The 25,133-nt window shown below is 57.9% G+C and carries 28 protein-coding genes; 25 read left to right on the top strand and 3 right to left on the bottom strand.

The genetic code is table 11. From position 1 onward, the window contains the following. The first annotated feature begins 141 nt into the window (after positions 1–141). The 22 genes from spoIIIAA to Q0J75_RS05570 all read left to right on the top strand — a co-directional run bounded on the left by spoIIIAA (position 142) and on the right by Q0J75_RS05570 (position 18,447). A complete protein-coding gene (gene spoIIIAA / locus Q0J75_RS05465) occupies positions 142–1,053 on the top strand; it encodes a stage III sporulation protein AA (RefSeq protein ID WP_297197847.1) in 912 nt (303 codons plus the stop codon). Beyond that, positions 1,050–1,562 (top strand): stage III sporulation protein AB, encoded by a 513-nt coding sequence (locus tag Q0J75_RS05470; protein WP_297197850.1) that lies wholly within the window; start codon positions 1,050–1,052, stop codon positions 1,560–1,562. Before spoIIIAA ends, Q0J75_RS05470 begins: the two co-directional genes overlap by 4 nt. Positions 1,563–1,575: 13 nt before the next feature. Further along, positions 1,576–1,770 (top strand): stage III sporulation protein AC, encoded by a 195-nt coding sequence (gene spoIIIAC / locus Q0J75_RS05475; protein ID WP_297197853.1) that lies wholly within the window; start codon positions 1,576–1,578, stop codon positions 1,768–1,770. Positions 1,771–1,772: 2 nt separating this feature from the next. Further along, on the top strand, positions 1,773–2,159 hold the full coding sequence (locus Q0J75_RS05480; protein WP_297197857.1) for a SpoIIIAC/SpoIIIAD family protein: 387 nt from the start codon (positions 1,773–1,775) through the stop codon (positions 2,157–2,159). A gap of 45 nt (positions 2,160–2,204) precedes the next feature. Further along, complete coding sequence (locus tag Q0J75_RS05485) at positions 2,205–3,299, top strand: stage III sporulation protein AE (RefSeq protein WP_297197860.1); 1,095 nt, start codon at positions 2,205–2,207, stop codon at positions 3,297–3,299. A gap of 2 nt (positions 3,300–3,301) precedes the next feature. Next, positions 3,302–3,793, top strand: a complete 492-nt coding sequence (locus Q0J75_RS05490; RefSeq protein WP_297197863.1) for a stage III sporulation protein AF — start codon at positions 3,302–3,304, stop codon at positions 3,791–3,793. Continuing rightward, a complete protein-coding gene (locus Q0J75_RS05495; RefSeq protein WP_297197866.1) occupies positions 3,790–4,335 on the top strand; it encodes a stage III sporulation protein AG in 546 nt (181 codons plus the stop codon). The genes Q0J75_RS05490 and Q0J75_RS05495 overlap by 4 nt, the downstream gene beginning before the upstream one ends. Positions 4,336–4,347: 12 nt before the next feature. Further along, positions 4,348–4,932, top strand: coding sequence for a SpoIIIAH-like family protein (locus tag Q0J75_RS05500; RefSeq protein WP_297197869.1), 585 nt, complete (start codon positions 4,348–4,350; stop codon positions 4,930–4,932). A 194-nt stretch (positions 4,933–5,126) separates the two neighbouring features. Continuing rightward, a complete protein-coding gene (locus Q0J75_RS05505; protein ID WP_297197873.1) occupies positions 5,127–5,507 on the top strand; it encodes an Asp23/Gls24 family envelope stress response protein in 381 nt (126 codons plus the stop codon). 192 nt (positions 5,508–5,699) lie between these two features. Further along, a complete protein-coding gene (nusB, locus tag Q0J75_RS05510; protein WP_297197876.1) occupies positions 5,700–6,191 on the top strand; it encodes a transcription antitermination factor NusB in 492 nt (163 codons plus the stop codon). Continuing rightward, positions 6,191–7,123, top strand: coding sequence for a DNA-binding protein (locus tag Q0J75_RS05515; protein WP_297197879.1), 933 nt, complete (start codon positions 6,191–6,193; stop codon positions 7,121–7,123). The genes nusB and Q0J75_RS05515 overlap by 1 nt, the downstream gene beginning before the upstream one ends. Next, positions 7,120–8,307 carry an exodeoxyribonuclease VII large subunit gene (xseA, locus tag Q0J75_RS05520; protein ID WP_297197882.1) on the top strand — a complete coding sequence of 396 codons (1,188 nt, stop codon included), beginning with the start codon at positions 7,120–7,122 and terminating at the stop codon, positions 8,305–8,307. Before Q0J75_RS05515 ends, xseA begins: the two co-directional genes overlap by 4 nt. 31 nt (positions 8,308–8,338) lie before the next feature. Continuing rightward, complete coding sequence (gene xseB, locus Q0J75_RS05525) at positions 8,339–8,575, top strand: exodeoxyribonuclease VII small subunit (RefSeq protein ID WP_297197885.1); 237 nt, start codon at positions 8,339–8,341, stop codon at positions 8,573–8,575. Beyond that, positions 8,572–9,453 (top strand): polyprenyl synthetase family protein, encoded by an 882-nt coding sequence (locus Q0J75_RS05530; protein ID WP_297197887.1) that lies wholly within the window; start codon positions 8,572–8,574, stop codon positions 9,451–9,453. The genes xseB and Q0J75_RS05530 overlap by 4 nt, the downstream gene beginning before the upstream one ends. 7 nt (positions 9,454–9,460) lie before the next feature. Then, complete coding sequence (locus tag Q0J75_RS05535) at positions 9,461–9,922, top strand: divergent PAP2 family protein (RefSeq protein ID WP_297197890.1); 462 nt, start codon at positions 9,461–9,463, stop codon at positions 9,920–9,922. Between the two features lie 45 nt (positions 9,923–9,967). Continuing rightward, entirely contained in the window at positions 9,968–11,812 is a 1,845-nt protein-coding gene (gene dxs / locus Q0J75_RS05540; RefSeq protein WP_297197989.1) for a 1-deoxy-D-xylulose-5-phosphate synthase, read from the top strand. Continuing rightward, positions 11,799–12,620 (top strand): TlyA family RNA methyltransferase, encoded by an 822-nt coding sequence (locus tag Q0J75_RS05545; protein WP_297197892.1) that lies wholly within the window; start codon positions 11,799–11,801, stop codon positions 12,618–12,620. The genes dxs and Q0J75_RS05545 overlap by 14 nt, the downstream gene beginning before the upstream one ends. Next, the gene (locus Q0J75_RS05550) at positions 12,617–13,480 is read left to right on the top strand and encodes an NAD(+)/NADH kinase (protein WP_297197894.1); all 864 of its coding nucleotides are present in this window, start codon (positions 12,617–12,619) and stop codon (positions 13,478–13,480) included. Before Q0J75_RS05545 ends, Q0J75_RS05550 begins: the two co-directional genes overlap by 4 nt. A 3-nt stretch (positions 13,481–13,483) precedes the next feature. Continuing rightward, positions 13,484–13,936, top strand: coding sequence for an arginine repressor (locus tag Q0J75_RS05555; protein ID WP_087333961.1), 453 nt, complete (start codon positions 13,484–13,486; stop codon positions 13,934–13,936). 143 nt (positions 13,937–14,079) lie between these two features. Beyond that, entirely contained in the window at positions 14,080–15,777 is a 1,698-nt protein-coding gene (recN, locus tag Q0J75_RS05560) for a DNA repair protein RecN (RefSeq protein ID WP_297197897.1), read from the top strand. A 210-nt stretch (positions 15,778–15,987) separates the two neighbouring features. Then, entirely contained in the window at positions 15,988–17,427 is a 1,440-nt protein-coding gene (gene purB, locus Q0J75_RS05565) for an adenylosuccinate lyase (protein WP_297197898.1), read from the top strand. Between the two features lie 36 nt (positions 17,428–17,463). Continuing rightward, complete coding sequence (locus tag Q0J75_RS05570; RefSeq protein ID WP_297197901.1) at positions 17,464–18,447, top strand: ATP-dependent 6-phosphofructokinase; 984 nt, start codon at positions 17,464–17,466, stop codon at positions 18,445–18,447. Positions 18,448–18,548: 101 nt separating this feature from the next. Here Q0J75_RS05570 and Q0J75_RS05575 read toward each other — a convergent pair whose 3' ends face one another. Then, positions 18,549–19,790, bottom strand: coding sequence for a 6-phosphofructokinase (locus Q0J75_RS05575; RefSeq protein ID WP_297197903.1), 1,242 nt, complete (start codon positions 19,788–19,790; stop codon positions 18,549–18,551). Between the two features lie 133 nt (positions 19,791–19,923). Here Q0J75_RS05575 and fba point away from each other — a divergent pair, with 133 nt between their 5' ends. From fba to Q0J75_RS05590, 3 genes are all read left to right on the top strand, one after another. After that, positions 19,924–20,889, top strand: coding sequence for a class II fructose-1,6-bisphosphate aldolase (gene fba, locus Q0J75_RS05580; RefSeq protein ID WP_297197906.1), 966 nt, complete (start codon positions 19,924–19,926; stop codon positions 20,887–20,889). A gap of 114 nt (positions 20,890–21,003) precedes the next feature. After that, positions 21,004–21,516, top strand: a complete 513-nt coding sequence (locus Q0J75_RS05585; RefSeq protein ID WP_297197909.1) for an amidase domain-containing protein — start codon at positions 21,004–21,006, stop codon at positions 21,514–21,516. 442 nt (positions 21,517–21,958) lie between these two features. Next, entirely contained in the window at positions 21,959–22,990 is a 1,032-nt protein-coding gene (locus Q0J75_RS05590) for a tyrosine recombinase XerC (RefSeq protein WP_297197912.1), read from the top strand. Positions 22,991–23,041: 51 nt separating this feature from the next. Here the strand turns inward: Q0J75_RS05590 and Q0J75_RS05595 are convergent, their stop codons facing one another. Together Q0J75_RS05595 and Q0J75_RS05600 are read right to left on the bottom strand one after the other, a co-directional pair. Beyond that, positions 23,042–23,782, bottom strand: coding sequence for a hypothetical protein (locus Q0J75_RS05595; RefSeq protein WP_297197915.1), 741 nt, complete (start codon positions 23,780–23,782; stop codon positions 23,042–23,044). A 12-nt stretch (positions 23,783–23,794) separates the two neighbouring features. Further along, positions 23,795–25,123, bottom strand: coding sequence for a Mur ligase family protein (locus tag Q0J75_RS05600; RefSeq protein ID WP_297197920.1), 1,329 nt, complete (start codon positions 25,121–25,123; stop codon positions 23,795–23,797). Positions 25,124–25,133: the final 10 nt, after the last annotated feature.

Raw genomic sequence — 25,133 nt, forward strand, 5'->3', positions numbered from 1 at the left:
AAGGCAGGCAAGGCAACCCTTTTCGGGCTGCCCTGCCTGTCTTTTTTTCTTTGGCCTATTTTGCAACAGGCCCTTTTATAGGCATAAAAAAGGATGGGGCCTCATAGGGATAGGGCAGACACCAAAGAAGGATGTGACGATATGACTGAGCGAAAGGGTGGAGAAGGGTATTTGCAGGCAGCGGCTCTGCTGCCGCCCCATCTGCGGCGGCAGGCCCAACAGGTGGACAAGGCCAGTCAAGCCCGGGCAGAGGAGCTGCGCCTGCGGGCGGGTCGGCCCATGGCGGTGGTGTACCCGGAGGGAGAGCAGTTTGTTTCGGGAGAGGCGCCGGTTTGTCCAAGGGATTTGGAACTGGTGTTGGAGATCGCCACCCAGGCCTCCGCACATACCGCCCTAGAGCGGATGCGCAGCGGCTTTTTCACTATACGGGGCGGCCACCGTGTCGGTATCTGTGGCAGCGCGGTGATGAAGGATGGAGAGGTATACAATCTGCGGCAGCTGTCCTCTCTGGCCATCCGTATCGCCCGGCAGGTGCTGGGAGCGGCCGCTCCGGTGGTGGACAGGCTGTGGGCAGGACGGAGATTTCAGAGCACACTCATTCTATCCCCGCCGGGAGGAGGAAAGACCACCTTGCTGCGGGATCTGATCCGGCGGCTAGCGGATGGGGAGGGCCATCCGCCCCTGCGGGTAGGGGTGGCGGATGAACGGGGGGAATTGGCGGCTATGTGGAACGGCGAACCCCAGCTGGATGTGGGCCGGCAGACCGATGTAATGGATGGCTGTCCGAAGGGAACAGGGCTTCTGATGCTGTTGAGAGGCATGAACCCGCAGGTGTTGGCCGCTGATGAGATTACCGCCCCAGAGGACTGTGCCGCACTGTTAATGGCAGCCAACTGTGGGGTAAGTCTGGTGTGTACTGCCCACGCCGCCAATCTGGACGACCTCCAAACCCGGCCTTTGTACAAGCCTCTGTTGGAAAATCGGTGTTTTCAGAAGTTGGTGGTGCTTGCCCGACAGGGAGACCAGCGGGTCTGCCAGGTAAGTGAGCTGTGATCCGTCTGATGGGGGCTCTGCTGACGGCGGGGGGTGGAGCCTTTTTGGGATTTGCTGCCGCGGGACGGCTGACCCGCCGGGCCAGGGTGCTGAGGCAGCTGGCGGGCGCTTTGGAGCAAATGGACCGGGAGATCTCCTTCCGGCTCACTCCAATGCCTCAGGTAATGGAGCGGCTTGGCGTGGAGTATCCTCCGCCGGTGGGAGTGCTTTTTTCCCACTGTTGCCTGGGCTTTGACGAGCTGGGGGGGCGGTCCCTGGCGGAGATCTGGAGGACCGCCCTGACAGAGAGCGATTTGGACCTGGAGGACCGGGAAATCGCGGTTTTGGACGAGCTGGGGGAGGTGCTGGGCCGGTTCGAGGAGTCTGGCCTTCGGACCGCTCTGGCCCGGGCGGCGGAAGAACTGAGCCAGGCGGCGGAGCTGGCCCGGATGGAGGCTGAAAAACGGGGCAGGATGTACCGGGTGCTGGGACTAGCCGTAGGCGGGCTGCTGGTCATTCTGCTGCTGTGAAGGAGCGAAGAATATGGATGTAGATCTGATCTTCAAAATCGCCGCCATCGGAATTCTGGTGTCGGTGCTCAATCAGGTGCTCTCCCGGTCCGGCCGGGACGAGCAGGCCACCATGACCACCCTGGCGGGGCTGGTGGTGGTACTCATGATGGTGGTCCAACAGATCAGCAGCTTGTTTACGCTGGTCAAGGACCTCTTCGGGCTGTAGCCATGGAAACCATGCTGAAGGTGGGAGCGGTGGCGGTGATCGCTGCCCTGTGCGCCGTGATGATCAAGGGCACCGCCCGGCAGCTGGCTCTGGTACTGTCTCTTACTGCTGCCGCCATGATTTTGACGCTGGCCTTTGGGTCAGTAGAGGATGTGGTGGCCATGGCGGAGGACCTGAGAGATATGGCGGGCCTGTCCCCGGCAGTAGTGGCTCCCGTCATCAAAACAGTGGGTATCGCCATCCTTACGCACATTGCCGCCCAGGTATGTAAGGACGCGGGGGAGGGAGGGATTGCCGCTGTCACGGAAACTGCCGGCTCCGCTCTGGCCTTGTGTACCGCCCTGCCCCTGCTGAGGGCGGTACTGGATACAGTGGCGGCCCTGCTGTGAGCCTGTGTTGCTTGGAAATCTGCCACAAAAGAGGAGGGAAGGACCATGATGCGGCGGCTGGCTATGTTGGCAGTGCTGTTAGTGGTACTGACGGGTACAGCCTGGGCCAGCGAAAGCGTGCTGGATGCCCAGTCAGAGGCTTTGGGACTGGAGGCGCTGGAGGATGCCGGGGCAGAGTGGATGCCAGATGTGGACCTGAATGCCGGGTTGGACCTGGATCAGAGCATCGGCCAGCTCTTGGACACCGGTAATGCACAGCTGGGCGGCGTGCTTCGTAAAGCCCTGCGCAGCGGCGCCCTGCTGCTGGCGGTGGTGCTCTTCTGCTCTTTGACTGAGGGAATGGGAGCGGGGCAGGGGCCGGTAAACGCGGTGGCCCTGGTAGGAGCACTGGCAGTAACGGCGGTGGCGGCGGCTGACGCCAATTCTCTCATCGGTATGGGGCGGGAGGCCATCGACCACATGGAGAGCTTCTCCAAGCTACTGCTTCCGGCGGTGACAGCGGCGGCCTCCGCTGCTGGAACCCCCGGCGGGGCAGTGGCCCGGCAGCTGGCCACCATGCTCTTCTCAGATCTGCTCATTACCCTCATTAACCGGGTGTTGCTGCCTCTGGTATATACCTATATCGCTGCCTGTGTGGCTTGGGCAGCGGTGGGCAACGAAGGGCTTAAGCGAATGGCCGCCACATTGAAATGGGCGGTGACCACCGTGCTCACTGCAGTGCTCATTCTCTTTGTGACATACCTCACCATCAGTGGGGTCATCGCGGGCACCACCGACGCCCTTACCGTCAAAGCCGCCAAGTTTACCATGTCCAGTATGGTGCCTGTGGTGGGAGGTATCCTGTCTGATGCGGCGGAAACAGTGCTGGCGGGGGCTGGCATTTTGAAGAACACAGTGGGGATCTTTGGGATGCTGGTGGTGATTGGCATCTGTCTGGTTCCCTTTCTCCAGCTGGGGTTCCACTATCTGACCTATAAGGTGGCCTCCGCGCTCAGCGCTACCCTGTCGGGCAGCCGGGTAGCAGCCCTCATCGACCAAATCAGCGGAGCCTTTGGTCTGGTGCTGGGGATGACCGGGGCCTGTGCGCTTTTGCTGCTCATCTCCATGGTAGCCGCTGTGTCGGCGGCAGGGGGAGGCTGAATATGGTTGAATTTCTGGGAAAGTGGCTTATGGGGGTGACCTGCGCGGCGCTGATTTTGGCATTGGCGGAAGGACTTTCCCCGGAGGGGGGACCTAAGCGGGCGGCACGGCTGGCGGGAGGGCTGCTTCTGCTGTTGGCGGTGGTCAAGCCTCTGTTGGAGTTGGATGGCAGCGCCCTCACCCAGGCCATGACGGAATACCGCCTGGACGCAGAGATCTCTGCCCAGGCGCTGGAAGGGGAGAACAAAACCCTGATGAAGGACATCATAGAAACCCAGTCTGCCGCATATATTCAGGACAAGGCGGCAGCGCTGGGCATCTCCTGCCAGGTGCGGGTGGAGGCTGACGAGGCGGTGGATTATCCAGTTCCAAAGGTGGTCACCGTCACAGGATCGCTCTCCCGTGAACAACGGCGGAAGCTGACGGAACAGATTGAAGCTGACTTTGCCATTCCGGCAGATCGGCAGTATTACGAAAGCGGGGGAGTGGAATGAGCGCTGGGAAACCGGAAAAGGGCAGTCCCCTGGCCCTGTGGAAAGAACGGCTGACCGAGCTGTTCCACCGGTATCAATATGCGCTGCTGGTGGTAGCGGCAGGGGTGGTTCTGATGGTCCTGCCCGCCTTGGGCGGAGAGTCCAAGGCGGAGGAGCCCCAGCAGGAAAGCGTCCAGGAGGTGGAATTTGGAACGGAGGAGCTGGAGGGACGGCTGGAGGAGGCCCTGTCCCAGATGGATGGGGTGGGTGAGGCAAAGGTGGTGCTCACGCTGCGCAGCGGCCCCAGCCAGGTGCTGGCGCAGGACATCCAGCGGTCGATTGGGGAGGATCAGAGCCAGTCCACTCAGTCCACGGTGGTGATCTCCCAGGGGTCGGGCAGCGAGGAGGCGGTGGTCCTTCAACAGCTTTCGCCCCAATATCAAGGCGCACTTGTGGTATGCTCCGGCGGAGATGACCCCGCAGTGCGCCTGCGGGTGGTAGAGGCGGTAGCCGCCCTCACCGGGTTGGGGGCCGACAAGATCTCAGTATCAAAAGGAAAGTGAGGCTGTAACAGTATGAACGTTTGGAAACGCAACGCGGTAGTGGCGGCAGTGGTGCTCTTCGTGTGCGGGGCGGTGTATCTCAACTGGTCCTATCAGAAGGAGCAGACGGAGGATGTGGGCAAGACCTTGGGAGAGGCGGAGCTTGTGTCCATGCAGACAGCGGATCCATTGCTCTCAGCCAGCCCTAACCCATCTGCCACTCCGGCGGCTTCCCCTGACCCGAGTACCAATGCCCAGTCCAGCGGATACTTTGACGCCGCCCGGCTCAACCGTCAGGAAGCGCGGGACAGTGCGCTGTCCATTTTACAGGATGCGGCGGCCGACGAAAGCGCAACCGAAACCATAAAGGCGGAAACCAGCGCGGCCATCCAAACCCTTGCTGACTATACCGTATCGGAGGCCCAGATCGAAAATCTGGTCACTGCCAAGGGGTATGCCGACTGTGTGGCTTTTATCAGTGACGGCAGCGTCAGCGTGGTGGTTTCAGCCTCTGCCGATGGCCTCACCGACGCAGACGTCGCCCGTATCACTGAGATCGTCACAGGCGAAACCGGAATAGAGGCCAGTAATATCAAGATCATTGAGGCGCAGCCCTGACGATTTGCTCCGGCTCCTGGAAAAAATCAGTTGTAATTTCCCGCATTTGTGATACAATATCAGCATACCCCCGCCATAGGCGGGAAAAGCGGAAGGTATTTTCGCGTTTTGCGTACAAAGCGCGCACTGCTGATGTTGCGCCATACCCGGTATGGGGCGGCGGCGGTACAGTACACAAAAGGAGCGTGACCGGAATGGGCGATGGAAAGGAATATATCTCCCGGCCTGACGAGCTGGGCAATATCCACATCTCAGAGGATGTTCTGGCTGTGATCGCGGCGGCGGCTGCCACGGAAGTGGAGGGCGTGGGCAGCCTGTCCACGAACCTGAGCAGCGACATTGCGGAGCTGCTGGGCGGAAAAAAGAATCTGTCCAAGGGCATCCGCATTACTATGGTGGAGGAGAGCGTCCGGGTAGATGTCTCCCTGCTCATCAAATACGGCTATACCATCATTGATGTGGCCAAAGAGGTACAAAACGCTGTGTACCACGCCATTGAGAATACCAGCGGCCTATCTGTGGAGCATGTCAACGTCCATGTGGCCGGTATTCTGTTTGACAAGGAGCACAAGTAAGTGCAGAATAGGACCCGGGGCAGAAGCACCTGCCCCGGGTCTTTTGCGCTTTTTGGCAGGACAGTTCAGAAGAAAAAGCTGGAATCTGAAGTCTAATTTTCAAATAGCTCTTTCCTTTCTGCATACATTTGATGTATAATCATAGCAACAATGAATATCACCGGCCAAGAACGCCGGAATGGAGGAACCATCATGACCAGAACTGCCGCCCGAGAGATCGCTGTCCACCTGACCTTTGAGCTGGGTTTCACCGGACAGACCGCCCGAGAGCTGCTGGACGAGGCCCTCAACCGCAAGACCTTTGCCCTCATTGGGCAGGAGGAGCCCCTGTACGCCGAATTTCCCAACGAGACCCAACGGACCTATATTACCCGTCTGGTAGAAGGGGTGTATGAGCACACCCCTGAGCTGGACGAGTATATCTCCAAATATGCCATTGGCTGGAAGTTCTCCCGGCTGAACCGGGTGGCGGTGGCCATTATGCGGGTGGCCATGTATGAGATTTTGTATATGCAGGATATCCCCAACGCTGCTGCCATCAACGAGGCCCTGGAACTGGTAAAGCACTATGAGGAGCCTGAGGTGGTCTCTTTTGTCAACGGCATCCTGGGGGCCTTTGTCCGTGGAGAGCACATCCCCGACCCAGTTGGTCTGAAGGAGCAGCAGCCGGAGGACCAGGCATAATGCGCACGCTTGGCATCGACACCAGCAACTATACCACCTCTGTAGCTGTCTTTGACGGGGAGGTGGGCGAAAACGCCGGCCGTCTTCTGGAGGTGCGCCCTGGTGAGCTGGGCCTGCGGCAGAGCGATGCCCTGTTCCAGCATGTAAAAGCCCTGCCCAGCCGCTTTGCCCAGCTGAAGGAGGGAGGCTGGCTGGAGGGGCTATGTGCTGTGGGAGCCTCTACCCGTCCCAGGGCGGTAGAGGGTTCCTATATGCCCTGTTTTCTGGCGGGGGAAAGCCAGGGCCGCACCTTGGCTTCCGCTCTGGGCATCCCCTTTTTTGCCTGCTCTCACCAACAGGGCCATATCGCCGCCGCCGCTTGGTCGGCGGGCCGTCTGGATCTGTTGGACAGGCCTATGCTGGCTTGGCATCTGTCCGGCGGTACCACCGAGCTGCTCTATGTGGAGCCGGATGGGGTCAACGTGAAGGCTACTCTGCTGGGTGGTACCAGCGATATCTCCGCCGGCCAGCTGATTGACCGAACCGGTGTGCTGCTTGGACTGGAGTTCCCGGCAGGCCGGGCGGTGGACCATCTCGCCCGGGAGGGAAACGACAGCAAGTTTTCTGTAAAGCTAGATAACTTTACCTTTTCGCTCTCCGGGATGGAAAACAAAGTCAAAACTATGGCGGAGCAGGGGGTAGAAAAAGCCGACATTGCCCGCTTTGCCCTGTTGACGGTGGCTGATGTGGTAAAACGCACCACACTAGCGGCGCTGGAGCAATATCCAGGCCTGCCGGTGCTGTGCTCCGGCGGCGTGGCCTCCAACACCCTGCTGCGTCAGGTGATGGAACCGCTGGGGGCAGTATTTGCTCAGCCACGGTTCTCCACCGACAACGCCATGGGGACCGCCATTCTCACCTGGAGAGCTGTAAAGGCGGGTGACCTTACATGAGTGATGTTTACACGGTTTCTCAGGTCAATCAATATATCAAGACCCTCTTGGACCGAGACCAAGTACTGACTGCCCTGTATGTGCGGGGTGAGATCTCCAACTACAAAGCCTATCCCTCAGGTCACCACTATTTTTCTTTGAAGGACGGGGAGGGGGCCATTCGCTGTGTCATGTTCAAGCGGGAGGCAATCAGCCTCCGGTTCCGGCCGGAGAACGGCATGAAGGTCATTGCCTTTGGCCGGGTGGCGGTGTTTCCGCGGGATGGACAGTATCAGCTGTACTGTTCCACCTTGACCCCGGAAGGGGTGGGAGATCTGCATCTGGCCTTTGAGCAGCTCAAGCAGAAGCTGTACGCTGAGGGCCTCTTTGATCCGGCCCACAAAAAGCCCATTCCACAATACCCCAGGCGCATCGCCCTTATCACTTCGTCCGCTGGGGCGGCAGTGCGGGACATGGTGCGCATCCTGGGGGCACGGTGGCCCATGGCTGAGGTTTTTGTGCTGCCGGTGCGGGTCCAGGGGACGGAAGCCCCTGGCGAATTGTGTGCCGCCCTGGCCTGGGCCAACCGGCATTGGGTGGCTGACCTCATTATCACCGGCCGGGGTGGCGGGTCCATGGAGGACTTGTGGGCCTTCAATGACGAAAACGTAGCTCGTACTATCTATCATTCAGACATTCCAGTGATCTCGGCAGTGGGACACGAGCCCGATGTGACTATCGCTGACTTTGTGGCAGACCTGCGGGCGGCTACCCCTTCTAATGCTGCCGAACTGGCGGTACCAGACCAGAACGATGTGGCGGTGCAGCTGCGGCAGATATCCGGACGGATGGCCCAGGCCATGGGTCGGCGGCTGGAGGCAGCCAGACGAGAGCTGGACCGCGCGTCCCAATGCCGGGCGCTTCAAAACCCTATGAACTATGTGGACGACAAGCGGATGCTGTTAGACTATCAACGGGAGAAGCTGGCGGCGGGCCTGACCGCCTCCCTGAGCCGGGAGCGGGAACGGTTTGCCGCTCTGGCCTCAAAGCTGGATGCACTCAGCCCGTTGAAGGTACTGGGGCGGGGCTACGCCATTCCTCAAAAGGAGGATGGCGGTGTAGTCCGTTCCACTACTGATGTGATTCCCGGCGATGCCCTGCGTTTGCGGGTAGCGGATGGCGAAATATCCTGTCAAGTGGTCTAGCTTGACGGCATTTGGAAAGGATTTATGGAGCATGGCAGAAGAAAAAAAGACCTTTGAGCAGGCCATGAGCCGGCTGGAGGAGATTGTAAAACGACTGGAGCAAGGAGACGCTCCTCTGGAGGAGGCCCTGACTCTTTTTGAAGAGGGGACGGGACTACTGGGCCGCTGTTCGGCCCAGCTGGATAGTGCTGAGCAGAAGGTACGCAAGCTGCTGGCCGGACCGGATGGCCAGCCGGTAGAGGAGCAGTTTGAGGAGGGGCAGGCATGACGGAGCAGGAGCGACTAGACAGCCACAGAGCTAAGGCGGAGGCCTGGCTGCGGACATGTTTTCAGGATCGGGCGCCCAGAGGGGACCTCTACGATGCTATGAACTACAGTTTGCTGGCCGGAGGTAAACGGATCCGGCCTGTGCTGCTGCTGGAGGCCTGCCGTCTGTGCGGCGGGGATCTAGAACAGGCGCTGCCCTTTGCCGGAGCCATTGAGATGATCCATACCTATTCTTTGATCCATGATGATCTGCCCTGTATGGACGACGACGACCTACGCCGGGGCCGGCCCACCAACCATAAGGTATATGGAGAGGCAACTGCGGTGCTGGCGGGCGACGGCCTGCTGACGGCGGCCTTTGAATGGATGCTAGACCCGTCGGTGACGCTGCCCCCCCAGCGGGTGCTGGAGGCGGCGGGGGTGTTGGCCCGGGCGGCCGGTGCCCAGGGCATGGTGGGCGGACAGGTGTTGGATATGGCAGGGGAGGGCCACGCAATGGGCCTGACCGAGGTGGAGGAACTCCAACGCCTTAAGACCGGCGCCCTTATCCGCGCCGCGGCCGAAATGGGTTGTGTGCTGGCTGGGGGCACTCAGGAGCAGCGGCAGGCGGTATGCCGCTATGCCGAGCGCATTGGCCTTGCCTTCCAGATCCAGGACGATATCCTGGACGTGGTGGGGGACGAGGCCACCCTGGGTAAGCCGGTGGGCTCTGATGCCAAAAGTGAGAAAAATACCTTTGTCACCCTGAAAGGGCTGGAGGAGTGCCGCCAGCTGGTTGAGAAATTGACCGAAGAGGCGGTAGCGGCTCTTTCAATCTTCGGAGCAGAGGGAAACAGCCTGTGTTGGCTGGCACGTTCCCTGGCCAGCCGCGAAAAGTGAGGCGAATATGAGAAACGTAGTAGACTTTCTCACCGGTAATTTGATTTTAAATCTGGCAATTCTAGCCTGGGCGCTGGCTCAGTGCATCAAAATGCTGCTGACCCTTTTCACCAAGAAAAAGTTGGACTGGCACTACATCATGTCCAGCGGCGGAATGCCCAGCTCCCACTCTGCTTTTGTGTGTGCCTGCGCATCCTCAGTGGGGTTTATGTATGGCTGGAGCTCTCCGCTGTTCAGTATTGCGGCGGTGGTGGCCATCGTGGTTATGTATGACGCTGCCAACGTCCGCAAAGCGGCAGGAGAGCAGGCCAAGATCCTCAATTATATCATGGACCACTGGACCGAGATGAAGCCCGCCATCTTCGGCAAGGAGCTGAAAGAGCTGCTGGGCCACACTCCATTCCAGGTCCTGATGGGCGGACTTTTGGGTGTAGCAATCGGCATTGTGGGCGCCTGGCTGTGGAGCTGAGTCCCACCTATCTATCCTTCTCTGGGAGGTGTTACCATTCTTAGTCTGGAGCAATGTTCCAACGATCTCAGTGCCCTGACCGATAGCGAGGCTGTGACCCTCTGCGGTTTGCTGCGGGCCCGTATTTTGGACGTGGTCTCCCATACCGGCGGCCATCTGGCCTCCAGCCTGGGGGCGGTAGAGCTGATCGTTGCTATCCATCGGGTATTTGATACCGGCCGGGACCGGCTGGTCTTTGACGTGGGCCACCAGTGCTACGCCCATAAGATCCTTACCGGCCGCAACGAGGCCATGGAGACCTTGAGAAGCCTGGGTGGTCTGGCGGGCTATCCCAAGCCTTCAGAGAGCAGCACCGACGCCTTTATTGCCGGACATGCCTCCAACTCAGTTTCCGTGGCTCTTGGAATGGCAAGGGCAAGAACTTTACAGCATTTGAATTACAGTGTTTTAGCACTGATCGGAGATGGCGCTCTCACAGGTGGATTAGCCTACGAGGGACTGTCTGACGCAGGGGACAGTAAGGAGCCGTTGATCGTCATTCTCAACGATAACGGCATGTCCATTACCAAGAGTGTGGGCGGTGTGGCCGATCATCTGGCCCGCCAGCGGCTCAAGCCGCAATACCTGCATTTCAAGCGGGGCTACCGTAAGGTTATGGGGGTCATCCCCCTGGGCAAGCACATCTATCGGGTAACCCACAAGGTCAAAACCGCCATCAAGGAAACGCTGCTTCCATGCAGTCTCTTTGAGGATATGGGTTTTACCTATCTGGGCCCAGTGGATGGACATGACGTGAAACGACTGACCCGGCTGCTGAAGTATGCCCGGGATCTGAAAGCCCCAGTCCTGCTCCACGTGCGAACTGTAAAGGGAAAAGGCTATACGCCTGCTGAGCGGAATCCTGACCAGTTTCATGGGGTTGGACGGTTTTGCGTGGAGACAGGAGAGGTTATTAAGGGCACCGGCACGAACTTCTCAGCCATTTTCGGACAGACCATGTGCCGCCTGGCAGAGCAGGACCCCAAGCTGTGTGCCATCACAGCGGCCATGCAGGGGGGAACGGGGCTCAATGGATTTGCCACCCGTTTCCCGGAGCGTTTTTTTGATGTTGGCATTGCTGAGGGCCATGCAGTGGCTATGGCTGCCGGCATGGCCAAGCAAGGGATGATCCCTGTATTTGCGGTTTATTCTTCCTTTCTGCAGCGGGCTTATGATATGCTCCTCCATGACGTAGCCCTCCAGGGGCTCCACGTTGTATTCGGTATCGACCGGGCCGGGCTGGTGGGGGAAGACGGGGAGACTCACCATGGGGTCTTTGATCCTGCCTTTCTGGATACAGTGCCTGGTATGACGGTACTGTGTCCTTCCAGCTATTCTGAGTTGGAGGCTATGCTTCGCTATGCCATCTATGAGGTAAAAGGCCCGGTAGCTGTCCGCTATCCCCGAGGCAGCCAGGGGGATTATCAGGAGAACTCTGGCCCGGAAAAGACTGTTATACTGCGTGCTGGCAAGGATATTACCTTGACGGGATATGGTATCACGATCAACAGTTTATTGGAGTGTGCCAATCGGCTGGAGGGGGATGGTATCCAGGTAGAGGTTGTCAAGCTCAATGCCATTACCCCTCTGGACCTTGCGCTGGTAGCGCAATCGGTACAGAAAACGGGGCGGCTGTTGGTGGCAGAGGAGGCAGCTCCAGGCAACTGTGTGGGGCAGCGCCTGGCCGCAGGTCTGTTGGAGTGGGGGATTGCCGCCCGGATGGCGCTGGTCAATACTGGCCCCGGTTTTGTGACCCATGGCTCGGTAAACCAGCTGCGGGCCCTGTGTGGGCTGGACGGAGCATCCTTATACAAAAAGGCGTTGGAGGTCTGTGGGCATGGCAATCGTTAAAAAGAGACTGGACGTGCTGTTGGTGGAGCGTGGGCTGGCGGAAAGCCGTCAGAGAGCCCAGGCAGTCATCATGAGCGGACAGGTCTTTGTAAAAGAGCAAAAGGTGGACAAGGCGGGATCCCAGATCCCAGAGGACGCCCCCATTGAGGTGCGGGGGCAGACCCTGGCCTATGTGAGCCGGGGCGGTTTAAAACTGGAGAAGGCCATGAAGACCTTTACAGGCATCCAGCTGTCAGGGGCGGTGTGCGGCGATATCGGCGCCTCTACCGGCGGATTCACAGACTGTATGCTGCAAAACGGCGCCTCTAAGGTGTACGCTGTGGATGTGGGTTATGGTCAACTGGCTTGGTCTCTTCGCAGCGATGAACGAGTCGTTTGCCTGGAGCGAACCAACGCCCGATACCTGACCCACGAGCAGATTCCCGATGAACTGGACTTCGCCAGTGTGGACGTGTCCTTTATCTCCCTGAAACTTATCCTGCCTGCCCTGTGTAGCTTGCTGAAAGAGGGAGGGCAAGTAGTTTGCCTTGTCAAGCCGCAGTTTGAAGCGGGGCGGGAAAAGGTGGGGAAGAAGGGTGTGGTACGGGACCCCGCTGTCCACCTGGAGGTATTGCAGCAATTTCTGAAAAATGCTGCAGAGGCAGATTTTTCTGTAAAGGATATGACCTTTTCGCCAATCAGAGGACCCGAGGGCAATATCGAATATCTGGGCCATCTGCTGGCCGGTGGGGGCAAAGCCCTTTGGACCGGAGATCCGGCAGCCCTGGTCGAGGCGTCCCACGCGGCCCTGGAAGGAGCCGGACAATGAAGGTAGTATTGAGCCCCAACCCCTATCGGGACCGGGGACTGAAGGCCGCCCAGGCGGCGGAAAAGATCCTGAAGGCCGCAGGAGTGGAGACAGCCGTCTGTCTGCCATTTGCGGTGGAAGGGGGGAATATGGAGTTTCCCAAGCACATCCAGTTTAAGAAGACAGAAGAGGAGCTGAAAGATGCCGATATTCTGGTGTGCTTTGGCGGTGACGGCACCATCCTCCATGCCGCTAAGGATGCCAATCAGTTCCATGTACCTATTTTGGGGGTCAATCTGGGCAGCGTGGGTTTTATGGCGGAGCTGGAACTGGGGGAGCTGTCCATGCTTTCCCGTCTGCCTGCTGGCAAGTATAACGTGGAGAGCCGGATGATGCTGGACGTGACGGTACGCCGGGAGGGCCGGGTGATTTATTCCGATATCGCCCTCAATGATGCAGCCCTCACCAAGGGCGCGGTGGCTCGGGTGGTGGATCTGGAGGTGCTGGGGGATAAGACCACCATCACTAAAATGTCCGCTGACGGGGTGGTTATTTCTACCCCCACCGGCTCCACCGCCTATTCCATGTCGGCAGGAGGTCCCATTGTGGAACCTACGGCGGAAAATATCATTGTTACCCCCATCTGCCCCCACGCCCTGTCTGCTCGATCATTTGTTCTAGGGCGGGAGCGGACGGTGTCTATCAAGCTGGGCCGAATGGCCCGCAAGACCGCCTTTTTGTCGGTAGACGGAGGAAAAGCTTTTAAACTCAATGGTGGGGATGTAGTGGAGACCAGAGTCTCCAAATCCAAGACCAAATTGGTCCGGGTTACCGGTCGAACATTCTATGAGATTTTAAATCATAAATTGGGAGGTGCGTAAGCTATGAAGGCGAAACGGCAGCAGGAGATTTTGCGGATCATTGCGGAGCAGGATGTGGATACCCAGGACCAGCTTCTGACAGAGCTGCGGGCCAGAGGGGTACAGTCCACTCAGGCCACCATTTCCCGGGATATCAAGGAGCTCCATCTGATCAAGGAATTGACGGGTTATGGGACCTATCGTTACGCCGTTTCGGAGCGGAAGGCCTCTCTGAATATTGCCGGCCGGCTGCGTACCATTTTTAAGGAGGGAGTCACCTCCTTTGATGTGGCACAGAATATTGTGGTACTCAAAACCATGCCTGGGCTGGCCTCGGCAGCCTGCGCCGCCATCGACGGCATGGATATCCCCAGTCTGGTGGGCAGCCTGGCGGGAGACGATACTGCCATCCTTATCATGCGCACCAACGAGGATGCGGCGGAGTTCTGCAACGAGATTCATGCGATGCTCAAATGATTCGGGGGAAGCTGTTATCCTGCTGGATACAAGCCCGCTGTGCCTTTTGAGGGACAGCGGGCTTGCTCCCCCTTAGCAATCACAATATCAGATAGACACTTAATTCGGGCCGAGAGGCGCGAATCTGTAAGGCGGTGGCAATCATGCTCTCTCTGCTCCACATCGAAAATATTGCGGTGATCCAGACGGCGGACATCCAGTTTGATCGGGGCTTCAACGCCCTTACCGGTGAGACCGGCGCGGGCAAGTCCATCGTGGTGGACGCCATCGGGGCCATCATCGGCGAGCGTACTAGTCGGGATCTGATCCGCACCGGGGCCAGGTCGGCTCTGGTCAATGCGGTGTTTACCGGCCTTCCAGCCCTGGATTGGTTTCTGGAAAACGGGGTCGGACCAGACGAGGAGGGAAATCTGCTCATTCAGCGAGAGATCCAGCCAGATGGTAAAAATGTCTGCCGCATCAATGGGCGGCTCATCACAGTGTCCCAGCTGCGGCAGCTGGGCCGTCAGCTGCTCAACATCCATGGCCAGCACGATGGTCAGCAACTGCTGGATGAACGGTGCCATCTGGACTATCTGGACGGCTTTGGGGCCACAGGCGGGCTGTTGGAGCAGTTTCGGACGGTCTATGGCAGGCTGGCAGCCCTCCGGCGGGAAATTTCCGCACTACAAATGGACGAGGCGGAGAAGGCCCGGCGGATCGACAGCCTGGAGTTTCAGATCGGTGAGTTGGAGCGGGCCGGGCTGCGGTCTGGGGAAGAGGAGGAGCTGACCGGGCGCCGGGATCTGCTGCGCAATGCGGGCAAACTGATGGAGTCGGTAGAGGGGGCCCATTTGGCCCTGACCGGCGACGAGGAACGGGTGGGAGCCGCTGCTTTGTTGGGAGAAGCGGAGCAGTCTCTTCATGCGGCGGCCCGCATCAGTGCTCAGGCGGCGGAGCTGCTGGATAAGCTCACTGAGGTGCGCTGTGCCGCTGACGACCTGGCCGAACAGGTCCGGGATCTGCGGGACAGCTTTGACTTTGAGCCGGGGGAGTTGGATGAGATCGAGAGCCGGCTGGACACACTCCACCGGCTGAAAAAGAAGTACGGCGGATCGGTAGAGGAAATGCTGGACTACCTGGAACGATGTAAAAAAGAGCTGGATGAGATCCAATTCTCTACCGATACCATTGCCCGACTGGAGAAGGAGAAGGCCAAAGCGCTGGAGAGTGCCCAAACAGCGGCCAAAACGCTCAGCGATGCTAGAAAAACGGCTGCCAAGGCGCTGGAGTGGCGTATTCAAAGCGAATTAGCTCAGCTGGATATGCCAAAGGTCCGCTTTCAGGTAGAATTTGGAGCCAAGCCGGGGGAGTTTGCCATGGACGAAACCGGTATGGACGAGGTCCAGTTTCTCATGTCCGCCAATGTGGGGGAGGACCTGAAGCCCATCCAAAAGATTGCCTCCGGAGGTGAGCTGGCCCGTATTATGCTGGCTCTGAAAAACGTGTTGGCGGAAAATGACCAGGTGGGTACCATGGTATTTGATGAGGTAGACACCGGAGTGTCCGGTCGGGCCGCCCAGAAGGTGGCGGAAAAGCTGGCGGATGTGGCCCGCACCAAGCAGGTGCTGTGCGTCACCCATCTGCCCCAGCTGGCCGCCATGGCTGACGTTCACTTCTCGGTGGAGAAGGGGGAGAGGGGTGGACGTACCTATACCCAGGTGGAGCGGCTTACCCGGGACCGCCGGTGTGAGGAACTGGCCCGGCTTACCTCGGGTGAGCATGTTACAGATGCTACCCTCAGCGCCGCCGGTGAGCTGTTGGACGGTGCACTGGCCCACAAGAAACTGCACAAAAGCTAACTTTTGTTGAGTTAATAGAGCAACACTGTATGTTGGTATAAAAATGGGGGAGGCTATGGCCTCCCCCATTTGAAATTTTTGGGCTGGAAATTGGACAGGGAAGAAGAGGGAGCAATCGCGTTGTTTATGCCACAGGAAGTTTTCCTTGTGAGAACGCTTTTTTTATAGTATACTATGTAGAGTCGATTTTACGAAAAAGAGGTTATTTGCATGGATCACGCCCGTTATGAAAGTCCCCTTTCTTCCCGGTATGCCAGCGACCAGATGCAGTATATTTTTTCCCCGGACAAGAAATTCTCCACCTGGCGGCGTCTGTGGGTCGCCCTAGCTCGGGCGGAGATGGAGTTGGGTCTGCCGGTGACCGCTGAGCAAGTGGCTGAGCTGGAGGCCCACCTGACCGACATTGATTATGAGAAGGCCGCCCAGTATGAAAAGAAGCTGCGCCATGATGTGATGGCCCATGTCCACACCTACGGGGACCTGTGTCCCAAGGCTATGCCCATCATCCACCTGGGGGCCACCAGCTGCTATGTGGGGGACAACACCGACGTTATCCTGATGCGTGAGGGGCTGTGCCTGATCCGGGATGAGCTGGTGCGTGTATTGGACCGTTTGGCCAGGTTTGCCCGGCAGTACAAGGCTCTGCCTACCCTGGGCTTCACCCACTTTCAGCCCGCCCAGCTGGTTACCGTGGGAAAGCGGGCCACCTTATGGATGAACGAGCTGCTGCTGGATCTGGCCGATGTGGAGCATCGCATCAACTCCCTGAAGCTGCTGGGCTGTAAGGGCACCACCGGTACCCAGGCCTCCTTCCTGGAGCTCTTTGACGGCGACCATGAGAAGTGCCGGGAGCTGGACCGGAAGATTGCCGCCGAGATGGGTTTTGCTGCTACTGCTCCGGTGTCCGGCCAGACCTATTCCCGGAAGGTAGACTATCAGGTGCTCTCCACGCTGTCCGGCATTGCCCAGTCGGCCAGCAAGTTTGCCACCGACATGCGCCTGCTGTGCCACCTGAAGGAGGTAGAGGAGCCCTTCGAGAAGAACCAGATCGGCTCTTCCGCCATGCCCTACAAGCGCAACCCCATGCGTTGTGAGCGCATCTGTGCGCTGGCCCGGTATGTGATGGCCGACGCAGTCAACCCCGCCATCACTGCCGCCAGCCAGTGGTTTGAGCGCACCCTGGACGATTCAGCCAACAAACGTCTCAGTGTGCCCGAGGCCTTTTTGGCGGTGGATGCCATTCTCAACATCTATGCCAATGTGGCGGATGGACTGGTCGTACATGAGAAGGTCATCCAGAAGCACGTGCTGGAGGAGCTGCCCTTTATGGCCAGCGAGAATATCATGATGGACGCAGTCAAGAAGGGGGGCAACCGTCAGGATCTCCATGAGCGCATCCGGGTGCTCAGTCAGCAGGCGGGTGCCAATGTAAAGGACCTGGGTTTGTCCAACAACCTCATCGACCTGATCGCCGCCGATCCGGCCTTCTCCATGCTCAGCCGGGAAGAGCTGACCGCCCATCTGGAGCCTGCCCGCTATGTGGGCCGTTGTCCCGAACAGGTGGAAGAGTTTCTGACAGAAGAGGTGGAGCCTGTCTTGGCCCGGTATCCCCAGGCCTTGGCCGGCCAGACCGCGGAGTTAAAGGTATAAATGGGATTTGAACGGGAAAACAAGGAGGAAATCACGATGGAAAAGGCAGTACGGCGCATTGGTGTATTTACCAGCGGAGGAGATGCCCCTGGCATGAACGCGGCCATTCGTTCGGTGGTGCGTACCGCAATCCACATGGGTATTGAATGTGTTGGTATCCGGCGCGGCTATCACGGACTCATCAACGGCGACTTTGTTACCCTGAACTTTGACAGCGTCAGCGGCCTGTCCCGTCGGGGCGGTACGATGCTTTATTCTGCCCGCAGTGAGGATTTCAAGTCTGAAGTAGGCAGAGAGCGTGCTGTGGCCACCTGTAAGCTGCTGGGGCTGGATGCCCTGGTGGGCATTGGCGGCGACGGTACCTTCCGGGGCCTGCTTACCCTTGCCGACAAGGGTCTGAGTGTAATCGGCATTCCTGGAACCATTGACAACGATATTGCCTGTTCTACTTATACGATTGGCTATGATACCGCTTGCAATACCGCTGTTGAGTCTATTGATAAGCTGCGGGACACCATGCAGTCCCACGAGAGATGTTCGGTGGTGGAGGTCATGGGCCGTCACGCCGGCCATGTGGCCCTCAATGTAGGTGTGGCCTGCGGTGCCACTGCTGTACTGGTTCCTGAACAGGTGGTCAATTATGAGACGGATCTGGTAGAGCCCATCCGCCGGGCCCGTCTGTCGGGACGCACCCATTTCATGATCATTGTGGCAGAGGGTGTTCAGGGCGGCGCCTATGAGGTGGCCAAGCAGATTCACGAGGCTACCGCGCTGGATACGCGCGTTACCATTCTGGGACATGTTCAGCGTGGCGGCGCGCCCACCGTCCGTGACCGAGTAGCTGCTACTTATATGGGGTATGAGGCAGTCCGGCTGTTGGCTGAGGGCAAGACCTGTCGGGTGGTAGCTATGGACGGCGAGTCCTATGTAGATTACGATATCCACGAGGCTTTGGCCATGAAGAAGGGTTTGGATCAGCAGACCTATACCGTTATGCGGGCCCTCACCGGCGTGCAGTAACCAGCAAAAAGGGCGGCCATCTGGCCGTCCTTTTCTCTAACATTATAGCAAAAAATAGGAGCCGTTCCCATGAGTGGGAACGGCTCCTTGTATGTTTGAGATTACATCTCGGTGGTGAGGACCTTCTTCAGGCGGGCAAAGCGGGGGAGAGCGTTCTCCTTGGGACCATTGGCCTCACCCTGGATGAGGGGGAGGACATAGTCGATGAAGGGCTGCTCCACACCGTTTCCAGCGGCGTTGATCCACTCACGGGGCACCTTCTTCTCGAAGTTGGCCACGATGTCCAGGGGCTGGAGGACGGTCTCGCACTTGTAACCGCCGTCGCGGGTGCACTGGAAGGCAACCATCTTGTCGGTGGTACCGGCCACAGCGGCCTCCACAGCGGCCTTACCGGCGGCAAAGGCCTCGTCGATGTCGGTCTTGGAGCCCACATGGGAGCCGCAGCGCTGGAGCAGGGAGAGCTCGATGCCGCGCACCTTGGCGCCGGTCTTGTTCTTGATGATGTCAGCCAGCTTGACAGCCAGACCACCCAGCTGGGCGTGGCCAAAGCCATCGGTGGCGGAGGTCTCAGCCTCAGACACGAAACGGCCGTCGGCATAGTGGATGCCCTCGGACACGGCCACCATGCACTTGCCGGTCTTGTTGTAGATGTCGGTCACATCCTTGACAAACTGGTCCATATCAAAATCCACCTCGGGCAGGTAGACCAGGTCGGGACCACAGCCGGTCAGGTTGGCCAAAGCGGCGGAGCCAGCCAGCCAGCCGGCGTGACGGCCCATGATCTCAATAACGGTGACCATGCCGGTATCATAGACGTGGGCGTCCTGCCACACCTCAGCGCAGGAGGTGGCAATATACTTGGCGGCAGAAGCGAAGCCGGGGCAGTGGTCGGTGCCGTTGAGGTCGTTGTCGATGGTCTTGGGCACGCCCATGATGCGGCACTCATAGCCCACCTTCTGCATATACTTGGAGATCTTATTGCAGGTGTCCATGGAGTCGTTGCCGCCGTTGTAGAAGAAGTAGCGCACGTCATACTTCTGGAAGATCTCCAGAATGCGCTTGTAGTCGGTGTCGTCCTTGTCGGGGTCGGCCAGCTTATAGCGGCAGGAGCCCAGAGCAGAGGAGGGGGTGTACTTCAGCAGATCCAGCTCCGCCGCGTCCTCCTGGCCCATATCGTACAGCTTGTCGTCCAGTACGCCCTTGATGCCGTGGGCCGCGCCCAGAACCCGGGTGATACAGTCGGTGTCCAGGGCGGTGCGGATCACACCCAAAGCACTGGCGTTGATGACGGCGGTAGGACCGCCGGACTGGCCGATGATGCAAGCGCCTCTCAGTTCACTCATGAAAGTTGCCTCCTGTTAGTTGAAAGTTTTTTTACAAATTTTTATTTTGCGGGAATATCATATCACGTCCTCTTGAAATTATCAATGAAAACTGTTAAAATCTATTTTGCATTAAGAAAAGGAGATGACTGCTATGCCTCTTGTAACCACAAAGGAAATGTTCCAGAAGGCCTATAACGGCGGATATGCTATTGGCGCTTTCAACGTGAACAACATGGAAATTGTTCAGGGAATCACAGAAGCCGCCAAGGAAGTCAACGCCCCCCTGATTCTTCAGGTGTCCAAGGGTGCCCGGGCTTACGCCAATCATACCTATCTGGTGAAGCTGGTGGAGGCCGCCATCATCGAGACCGGTCTGCCCATCTGCCTGCATCTGGATCACGGCGACAGCTTTGAGACCTGTAAGAGCTGCATCGACGGCGGCTTTACCTCCGTCATGATTGACGCCTCTTCCAAGCCCTTCGCTGAGAACATTGAGATCACCAAGAAGGTGGTGGAGTACGCCCACGACCACGGAGTGGTGGTAGAGGCCGAGCTGGGCGCTCTGGCCGGCGTAGAGGACGAGGTCAATGTTTCCGCCGCTGACTCCCATTATACCCGCCCCGAAGAGGTGGAGGAGTTTGTGACCAAGACCAACTGTGACTCCCTGGCCATTGCCATCGGCACCAGCCACGGCGCTTATAAATTCACCGCCGCCCAGTGCACCCGCAACGAGAAGGGCGAGCTGGTTCCCCCGCCCCTGCGCTTTGACATCCTGGACGAGGTAGTCAAGCGTCTGCCCGGCTTCCCCATTGTGCTCCACGGTTCCTCTTCCGTGCCTCAGGAGTATGTGAAGATGATCAACGAGAACGGCGGCAAGATGCCCGACGCCGTTGGCATCCCGGAGGAGCAGCTGCGTCAGGCCGCCCGGGGCGCTGTGTGTAAGATCAACATTGACTCCGATCTGCGCCTGGCCATGACCGGTACCATCCGTCAGTTCTTCACCCAGCATCCCGACAAGTTTGACCCCCGCGAGTATCTGAAGCCTGCTCGGGCCAACATCAAGGAGCTGGTCAAGCACAAGCTCATCAACGTGCTGGGCTGCGACGGCAAGGCCTGATTTTCATACCGCACGAAAAAAGGAGAGGGGAGACCCTCTCCTTTTTGTGTCTATTTTTCCAAGGTTCCTCTTGTCCCTATCCGGCATAGAATAGCGGGAAAGGGGAGAAGGATTATGTGGCAGCCTGTTCCATACAATCGCAGGTCAGCGGTGAGTTATGCACACCGCTGGGCCTTTGGCCGTAACCCGGCCTATTATGACTACGAAGAGGTGGGGGGCGACTGCACCAGTTTTGCTTCCCAGTGCCTGTATGCCGGTATTGGGGTCATGGATTACACCCCGGAGTACGGCTGGTATTACCTGGACGCCAATAATAAGGCTCCGGCCTGGTCTGGGGTGGAATTTTTTTACCGTTACCTTACCAATGGTCAGCTTCGCCCTGGACCCTATGCTGTAGAGACTGGGCTGGACCTGCTGCTGCCGGGGGATTTTGTTCAATTCAGTCCCCAGGGCGGCGCCTTTACCCATACCGCAATCGTGGTTCAGGTGGGGAACCGGCCTACTTTGCGCAATACCCTGGTGGCTGCCCACTCCTATGATGTGGACCGAAAGCCCTTGAGCAATTACATGTTCCAGGCCATTCGGTATCTTCATATTTTAGGGGGTTGGCGGGAACGAGAAAAATAGTATGTAAAAAGGCCGCCCATAAAGGCGGCCTTTTCTCAGTCTATCAGTCTATGAGTTGGCTGTCAACCAAAAGCTATGTATGGGCAGAATGGCTGGGCTATCTTGATCTTTGATGTGCCAGTTGATCTAAAAGCAGTCACAAAATTGCTTTTCCGGCTATATGGCAGACCGGATGATGGATTGACAAAGGCTTGTAGGAATGGTATGGTGTTTCCGAAGATTGTGCGTTGAATTGGCATGGCTAGAGCCAGCCGGTTGCTGTATTACGTACTGCCGCAAAAACAAAATCAACAACCACAAATTTTTATTTTGTTGTAGAGCCCGTTGGGCCTGGGCTGGGATTTTTCTGGGTGTCAGGCCCGGTGGGGGACCCGTTTCAGCCTTAACTCTTAACTCAACAAAATAAAAATTTTGTTGAGTTAAGAGGAGGTAAAACCATCCTATGGACCACAATGACTATAAACTGACCGCTCCAGAGCTGCTGCGCAACTTCCTGGTCTATCATGAGACCATCCAGGGCCACTCCAAGAAAACTGTGGATGAATACTATCTGGACCTGCGCAATTTCTTCCGCTACATCAAGATCGAAAAAGGCCGGGTACCCCGCACCGCCGAGCTGGACCAGATCGATATCGACGATCTGGATTTGGATCTGGCCAAGTCCGTTACCCTCAGCGATGTGTACAGCTACATGAGTTACCTTAGCCGGGATCGAGTCAAGCACGCCAACAGCCCCACCTCCGGCTACGGCCTGGAGCCCACCGCCCGTGCCCGGAAAATCGCCGCAATCCGTTCTTTTTATAAGTATCTGTCCAGCAAAGCGAAGCTCATCAGCGAAAATCCTATGCAGGATCTGGATTCTCCCCGACTGAAAAAGTCTTTGCCACGGTATCTGTCCCTGGATGAGTCCATCCAGCTGCTGGAGGCCGTGGACGAGCCCAACCGGGCCAGGGATTACTGTATTTTGAGCCTGTTCCTCAACTGCGGGTTGCGGATTTCTGAGTTAGTTGGACTTAACTTAACGGATGTCCGGGAGGAACAGTTGAGGGTGCTGGGTAAGGGCAATAAGGAACGGATGATCTTCCTCAATGAGGCCTGCCGGGATGCTCTGGACGACTGGCTGACTGAACGGAACAACCAGGCGGCGGCAGATAAAAACGCCCTTTTTCTCACCCGTTCCCATACCAGAATGACCACGGCGGCGGTCCACTATATGGTCAAGCAGCGGCTTTTAAAGGCGGGACTGGACCCAGCTCTCTACTCAAGCCACAAGCTGCGCCACACCGCTGCTACCCTGATGCTGCAAAACGGCGTGGATGTACGTACTCTTCAGGAGGTGCTTGGCCACGAGAACCTGAACACCACCCAAATTTACACCCACGTGGATAATGAAAATCTCCGGGCGGCAGCCCGGGCCAATCCTTTGGGTAAGGTGCGGAAAAAGAGCAAAAAATCCAATGATGAAGATGTGTAATGATCTGTAGACGCAAAAATGGCCGCCTTTTGGCGGCCATTTTGTGTTTCTTTACTTATTTGCCAGGGCAGACAGCTCGTTCAGTGTCACCTGATAGGCCCGCCGGGCGTGGGTGAGCCATTGAGGCTCCTCGGTGGGAATTGGCAGCGCCTCCCCCCTGTTATTCAGGATGGTTTCTGCTATCCAAGCCAGGAAGGCGGGGTTCTTTACCAACACCGGCCCAGTGATGTGGGTGCCGATCACATGATTGAGGTAAAATCCTTCGGCCCCTCTCTCCTGCTCATTTCCCATACCCATGGTCATGGCTGAGCAAAGAGGGTTGTCCACTCCGGCGGTACAGGAGCACTTGTTCATAAAGCCCACCACCGGCTGGGAAAACAGGGGTGTTTGGGCGATGATATCGTGGGGCACCCTCTTGTCGGTCTCCACGGTAGTAAACTGCCCAAAGCCCAAGCCCTCATGCACTGTCCCCTTCTGATCGGTGATAGATTCCCCCAGCAGTTCCATGGCATTGCCGGTGAAAAATACCAGCCCACCCTTATCGGCGGCCTTTTTCAGGGCTTCTTTGCAGGGAGACAGCCAGGATAGAGCTGCCTTTTGGATACGTTCTGCGCCTGCCCCCATATAGATGAGGTCTGCCCCGGTAAAATCGGGGGTATCGTCACAGCCAACGGCCCGAATTTCCACCTCCGCCCCACGCCAGGTCAGATAACGGGAGAGTAAGGTGAGATTGGCGTATTCCCCATAGAGGCTCATTGCCTCCGGGTAGAGATGCAGCAACGTGATTTTCATGGCGGCCCCTCCTTATTCCGTCCGCTGGACTTTACTCAGCAGCTTGTCCCGGTCTGAGAAACAGGTGACCACATACAGGTCCTCTTCCCCGTTCCCCGCCAGCAGTTCCACTGCCTGAGCCACAGTGTCCAGACAAGTGATCTTCTCCTGGGGTACCGCCGAGCAGTCAAAGCGCAGGGCCAGGTCGTTGACATACTTGCCACACAGTATCACACGCTGGACATGAGGGGCGCTGAGCTGGTCAAAGTCAATGTCCCACAGCCAGCTGGTTTCGCCAGTGAAGTATTTGCGGCTGATGGCATCCACGATAACCAGTACCGAGCAGGGTTTTCCTGTGTCCTTGATGTACCGCAGATTGGTGTCATAGGCCACCGAGTTCTCATGCTTGCTGGTAAGCAGAGTGCCATGGTGTTTCCCCAGAGTGAAGGTGACCATCCGGCCGTTTTTCAGGATGTAGCTGCCCAGTACCTGTGCAATGGTCCCCTTGTCCACCCCGCACAGCCGGCACAGAGACCAGGCTGCCAGGATGTTGTATACGTTGTAGATACTGCGGAAGCTGAGGGCAAGTTCGGTATCCCCGTCCAGTACCAGCCGTCCATCCTTTAGATCCAGACCTGTTGCGGCAAAATCGGGGGTGTGCCGGTGGTGGCCGCAGACAGTACAGCGGTAGTGTCCAATGTGGTTATAGTGATACAGGGTATATTCCATCTTCCCCTTACACACCGGGCATCGGGCGCCGTCATCATAGATCCCATGGTGCTCTTTTGTGGCCCCATCCCAAGCCTCCAGGCCAAACCACTTTACTTTGTCGTGGCCCTGAGCAAAGCAGGACACCAGAGGGTCGTCAGCGTTAAGCACCAGGGTGGTATCCGGGTGGATGGCGGGCAGAATGGCGTCATACACCCACTCCGGGTGGCCGTTGCGGGTGAGTTGGTCCCGGTAGAGGTTGGTGATGACGAAATGGGTGGGGTGAAACCGCTGGAAGCTGTAGCGGGCATACCGCTCGTCGCTCTCCAGCAGCAATACGTCCCCCTTCATCTTTCCTCCCAGAGTGCAGTGGGTGAGGATGAGGGTGGTGACTCCCTCGATCTGGTTGGAGCCCTCGGCGTTGTACACCACATCTTTCCCAGCGGCCTGAAGAACGGAGGCAATCATTTCCACGGTGGAGGTCTTGCCGTTGGAGCCAGTAACAGCGATGACATAGCTGGGTAGCTTTACCCGGCCCAGCACGTCGGGACAGAGTTTCAGGGCAAACTGGCCGGGAAGACTGCTTCCCTTACCCAGAAGCTTGCCCGCGAAGCGCAGCAGCTTACACAAAACAATGGCCAGAGCCATTCGCATGTAATATCCA

It is taken from the genome of uncultured Flavonifractor sp. (assembly GCF_944385615.1).
Taxonomy (GTDB): Bacteria; Bacillota; Clostridia; order Oscillospirales; family Oscillospiraceae; genus Flavonifractor.

Excerpts from the sequence above, each read along its gene's own strand:
- recN (WP_297197897.1), top strand. The coding sequence starts at position 14,080 with ATGCTCTCTCTGCTCCACATCGAAAATATTGCGGTGATCCAGACGGCG.
- Q0J75_RS05590 (WP_297197912.1), top strand. The coding sequence starts at position 21,959 with ATGGACCACAATGACTATAAACTGACCGCTCCAGAGCTGCTGCGCAAC.
- nusB (WP_297197876.1), top strand. The coding sequence starts at position 5,700 with ATGACCAGAACTGCCGCCCGAGAGATCGCTGTCCACCTGACCTTTGAG.
- Q0J75_RS05530 (WP_297197887.1), top strand. The coding sequence starts at position 8,572 with ATGACGGAGCAGGAGCGACTAGACAGCCACAGAGCTAAGGCGGAGGCC.
- Q0J75_RS05555 (WP_087333961.1), top strand. The coding sequence starts at position 13,484 with ATGAAGGCGAAACGGCAGCAGGAGATTTTGCGGATCATTGCGGAGCAG.
- Q0J75_RS05495 (WP_297197866.1), top strand. The coding sequence starts at position 3,790 with ATGAGCGCTGGGAAACCGGAAAAGGGCAGTCCCCTGGCCCTGTGGAAA.
- Q0J75_RS05480 (WP_297197857.1), top strand. The coding sequence starts at position 1,773 with ATGGAAACCATGCTGAAGGTGGGAGCGGTGGCGGTGATCGCTGCCCTG.
- Q0J75_RS05575 (WP_297197903.1), bottom strand. The coding sequence starts at position 19,790 with ATGAGTGAACTGAGAGGCGCTTGCATCATCGGCCAGTCCGGCGGTCCT.
- Q0J75_RS05515 (WP_297197879.1), top strand. The coding sequence starts at position 6,191 with ATGCGCACGCTTGGCATCGACACCAGCAACTATACCACCTCTGTAGCT.
- fba (WP_297197906.1), top strand. The coding sequence starts at position 19,924 with ATGCCTCTTGTAACCACAAAGGAAATGTTCCAGAAGGCCTATAACGGC.
- Q0J75_RS05490 (WP_297197863.1), top strand. The coding sequence starts at position 3,302 with ATGGTTGAATTTCTGGGAAAGTGGCTTATGGGGGTGACCTGCGCGGCG.
- Q0J75_RS05505 (WP_297197873.1), top strand. The coding sequence starts at position 5,127 with ATGGGCGATGGAAAGGAATATATCTCCCGGCCTGACGAGCTGGGCAAT.
- spoIIIAA (WP_297197847.1), top strand. The coding sequence starts at position 142 with ATGACTGAGCGAAAGGGTGGAGAAGGGTATTTGCAGGCAGCGGCTCTG.
- Q0J75_RS05500 (WP_297197869.1), top strand. The coding sequence starts at position 4,348 with ATGAACGTTTGGAAACGCAACGCGGTAGTGGCGGCAGTGGTGCTCTTC.
- xseA (WP_297197882.1), top strand. The coding sequence starts at position 7,120 with ATGAGTGATGTTTACACGGTTTCTCAGGTCAATCAATATATCAAGACC.
- purB (WP_297197898.1), top strand. The coding sequence starts at position 15,988 with ATGGATCACGCCCGTTATGAAAGTCCCCTTTCTTCCCGGTATGCCAGC.
- Q0J75_RS05585 (WP_297197909.1), top strand. The coding sequence starts at position 21,004 with ATGTGGCAGCCTGTTCCATACAATCGCAGGTCAGCGGTGAGTTATGCA.
- Q0J75_RS05550 (WP_297197894.1), top strand. The coding sequence starts at position 12,617 with ATGAAGGTAGTATTGAGCCCCAACCCCTATCGGGACCGGGGACTGAAG.
- Q0J75_RS05545 (WP_297197892.1), top strand. The coding sequence starts at position 11,799 with ATGGCAATCGTTAAAAAGAGACTGGACGTGCTGTTGGTGGAGCGTGGG.
- Q0J75_RS05535 (WP_297197890.1), top strand. The coding sequence starts at position 9,461 with ATGAGAAACGTAGTAGACTTTCTCACCGGTAATTTGATTTTAAATCTG.
- Q0J75_RS05595 (WP_297197915.1), bottom strand. The coding sequence starts at position 23,782 with ATGAAAATCACGTTGCTGCATCTCTACCCGGAGGCAATGAGCCTCTAT.
- Q0J75_RS05485 (WP_297197860.1), top strand. The coding sequence starts at position 2,205 with ATGATGCGGCGGCTGGCTATGTTGGCAGTGCTGTTAGTGGTACTGACG.
- spoIIIAC (WP_297197853.1), top strand. The coding sequence starts at position 1,576 with ATGGATGTAGATCTGATCTTCAAAATCGCCGCCATCGGAATTCTGGTG.
- xseB (WP_297197885.1), top strand. The coding sequence starts at position 8,339 with ATGGCAGAAGAAAAAAAGACCTTTGAGCAGGCCATGAGCCGGCTGGAG.
- Q0J75_RS05600 (WP_297197920.1), bottom strand. The coding sequence starts at position 25,123 with ATGCGAATGGCTCTGGCCATTGTTTTGTGTAAGCTGCTGCGCTTCGCG.
- Q0J75_RS05570 (WP_297197901.1), top strand. The coding sequence starts at position 17,464 with ATGGAAAAGGCAGTACGGCGCATTGGTGTATTTACCAGCGGAGGAGAT.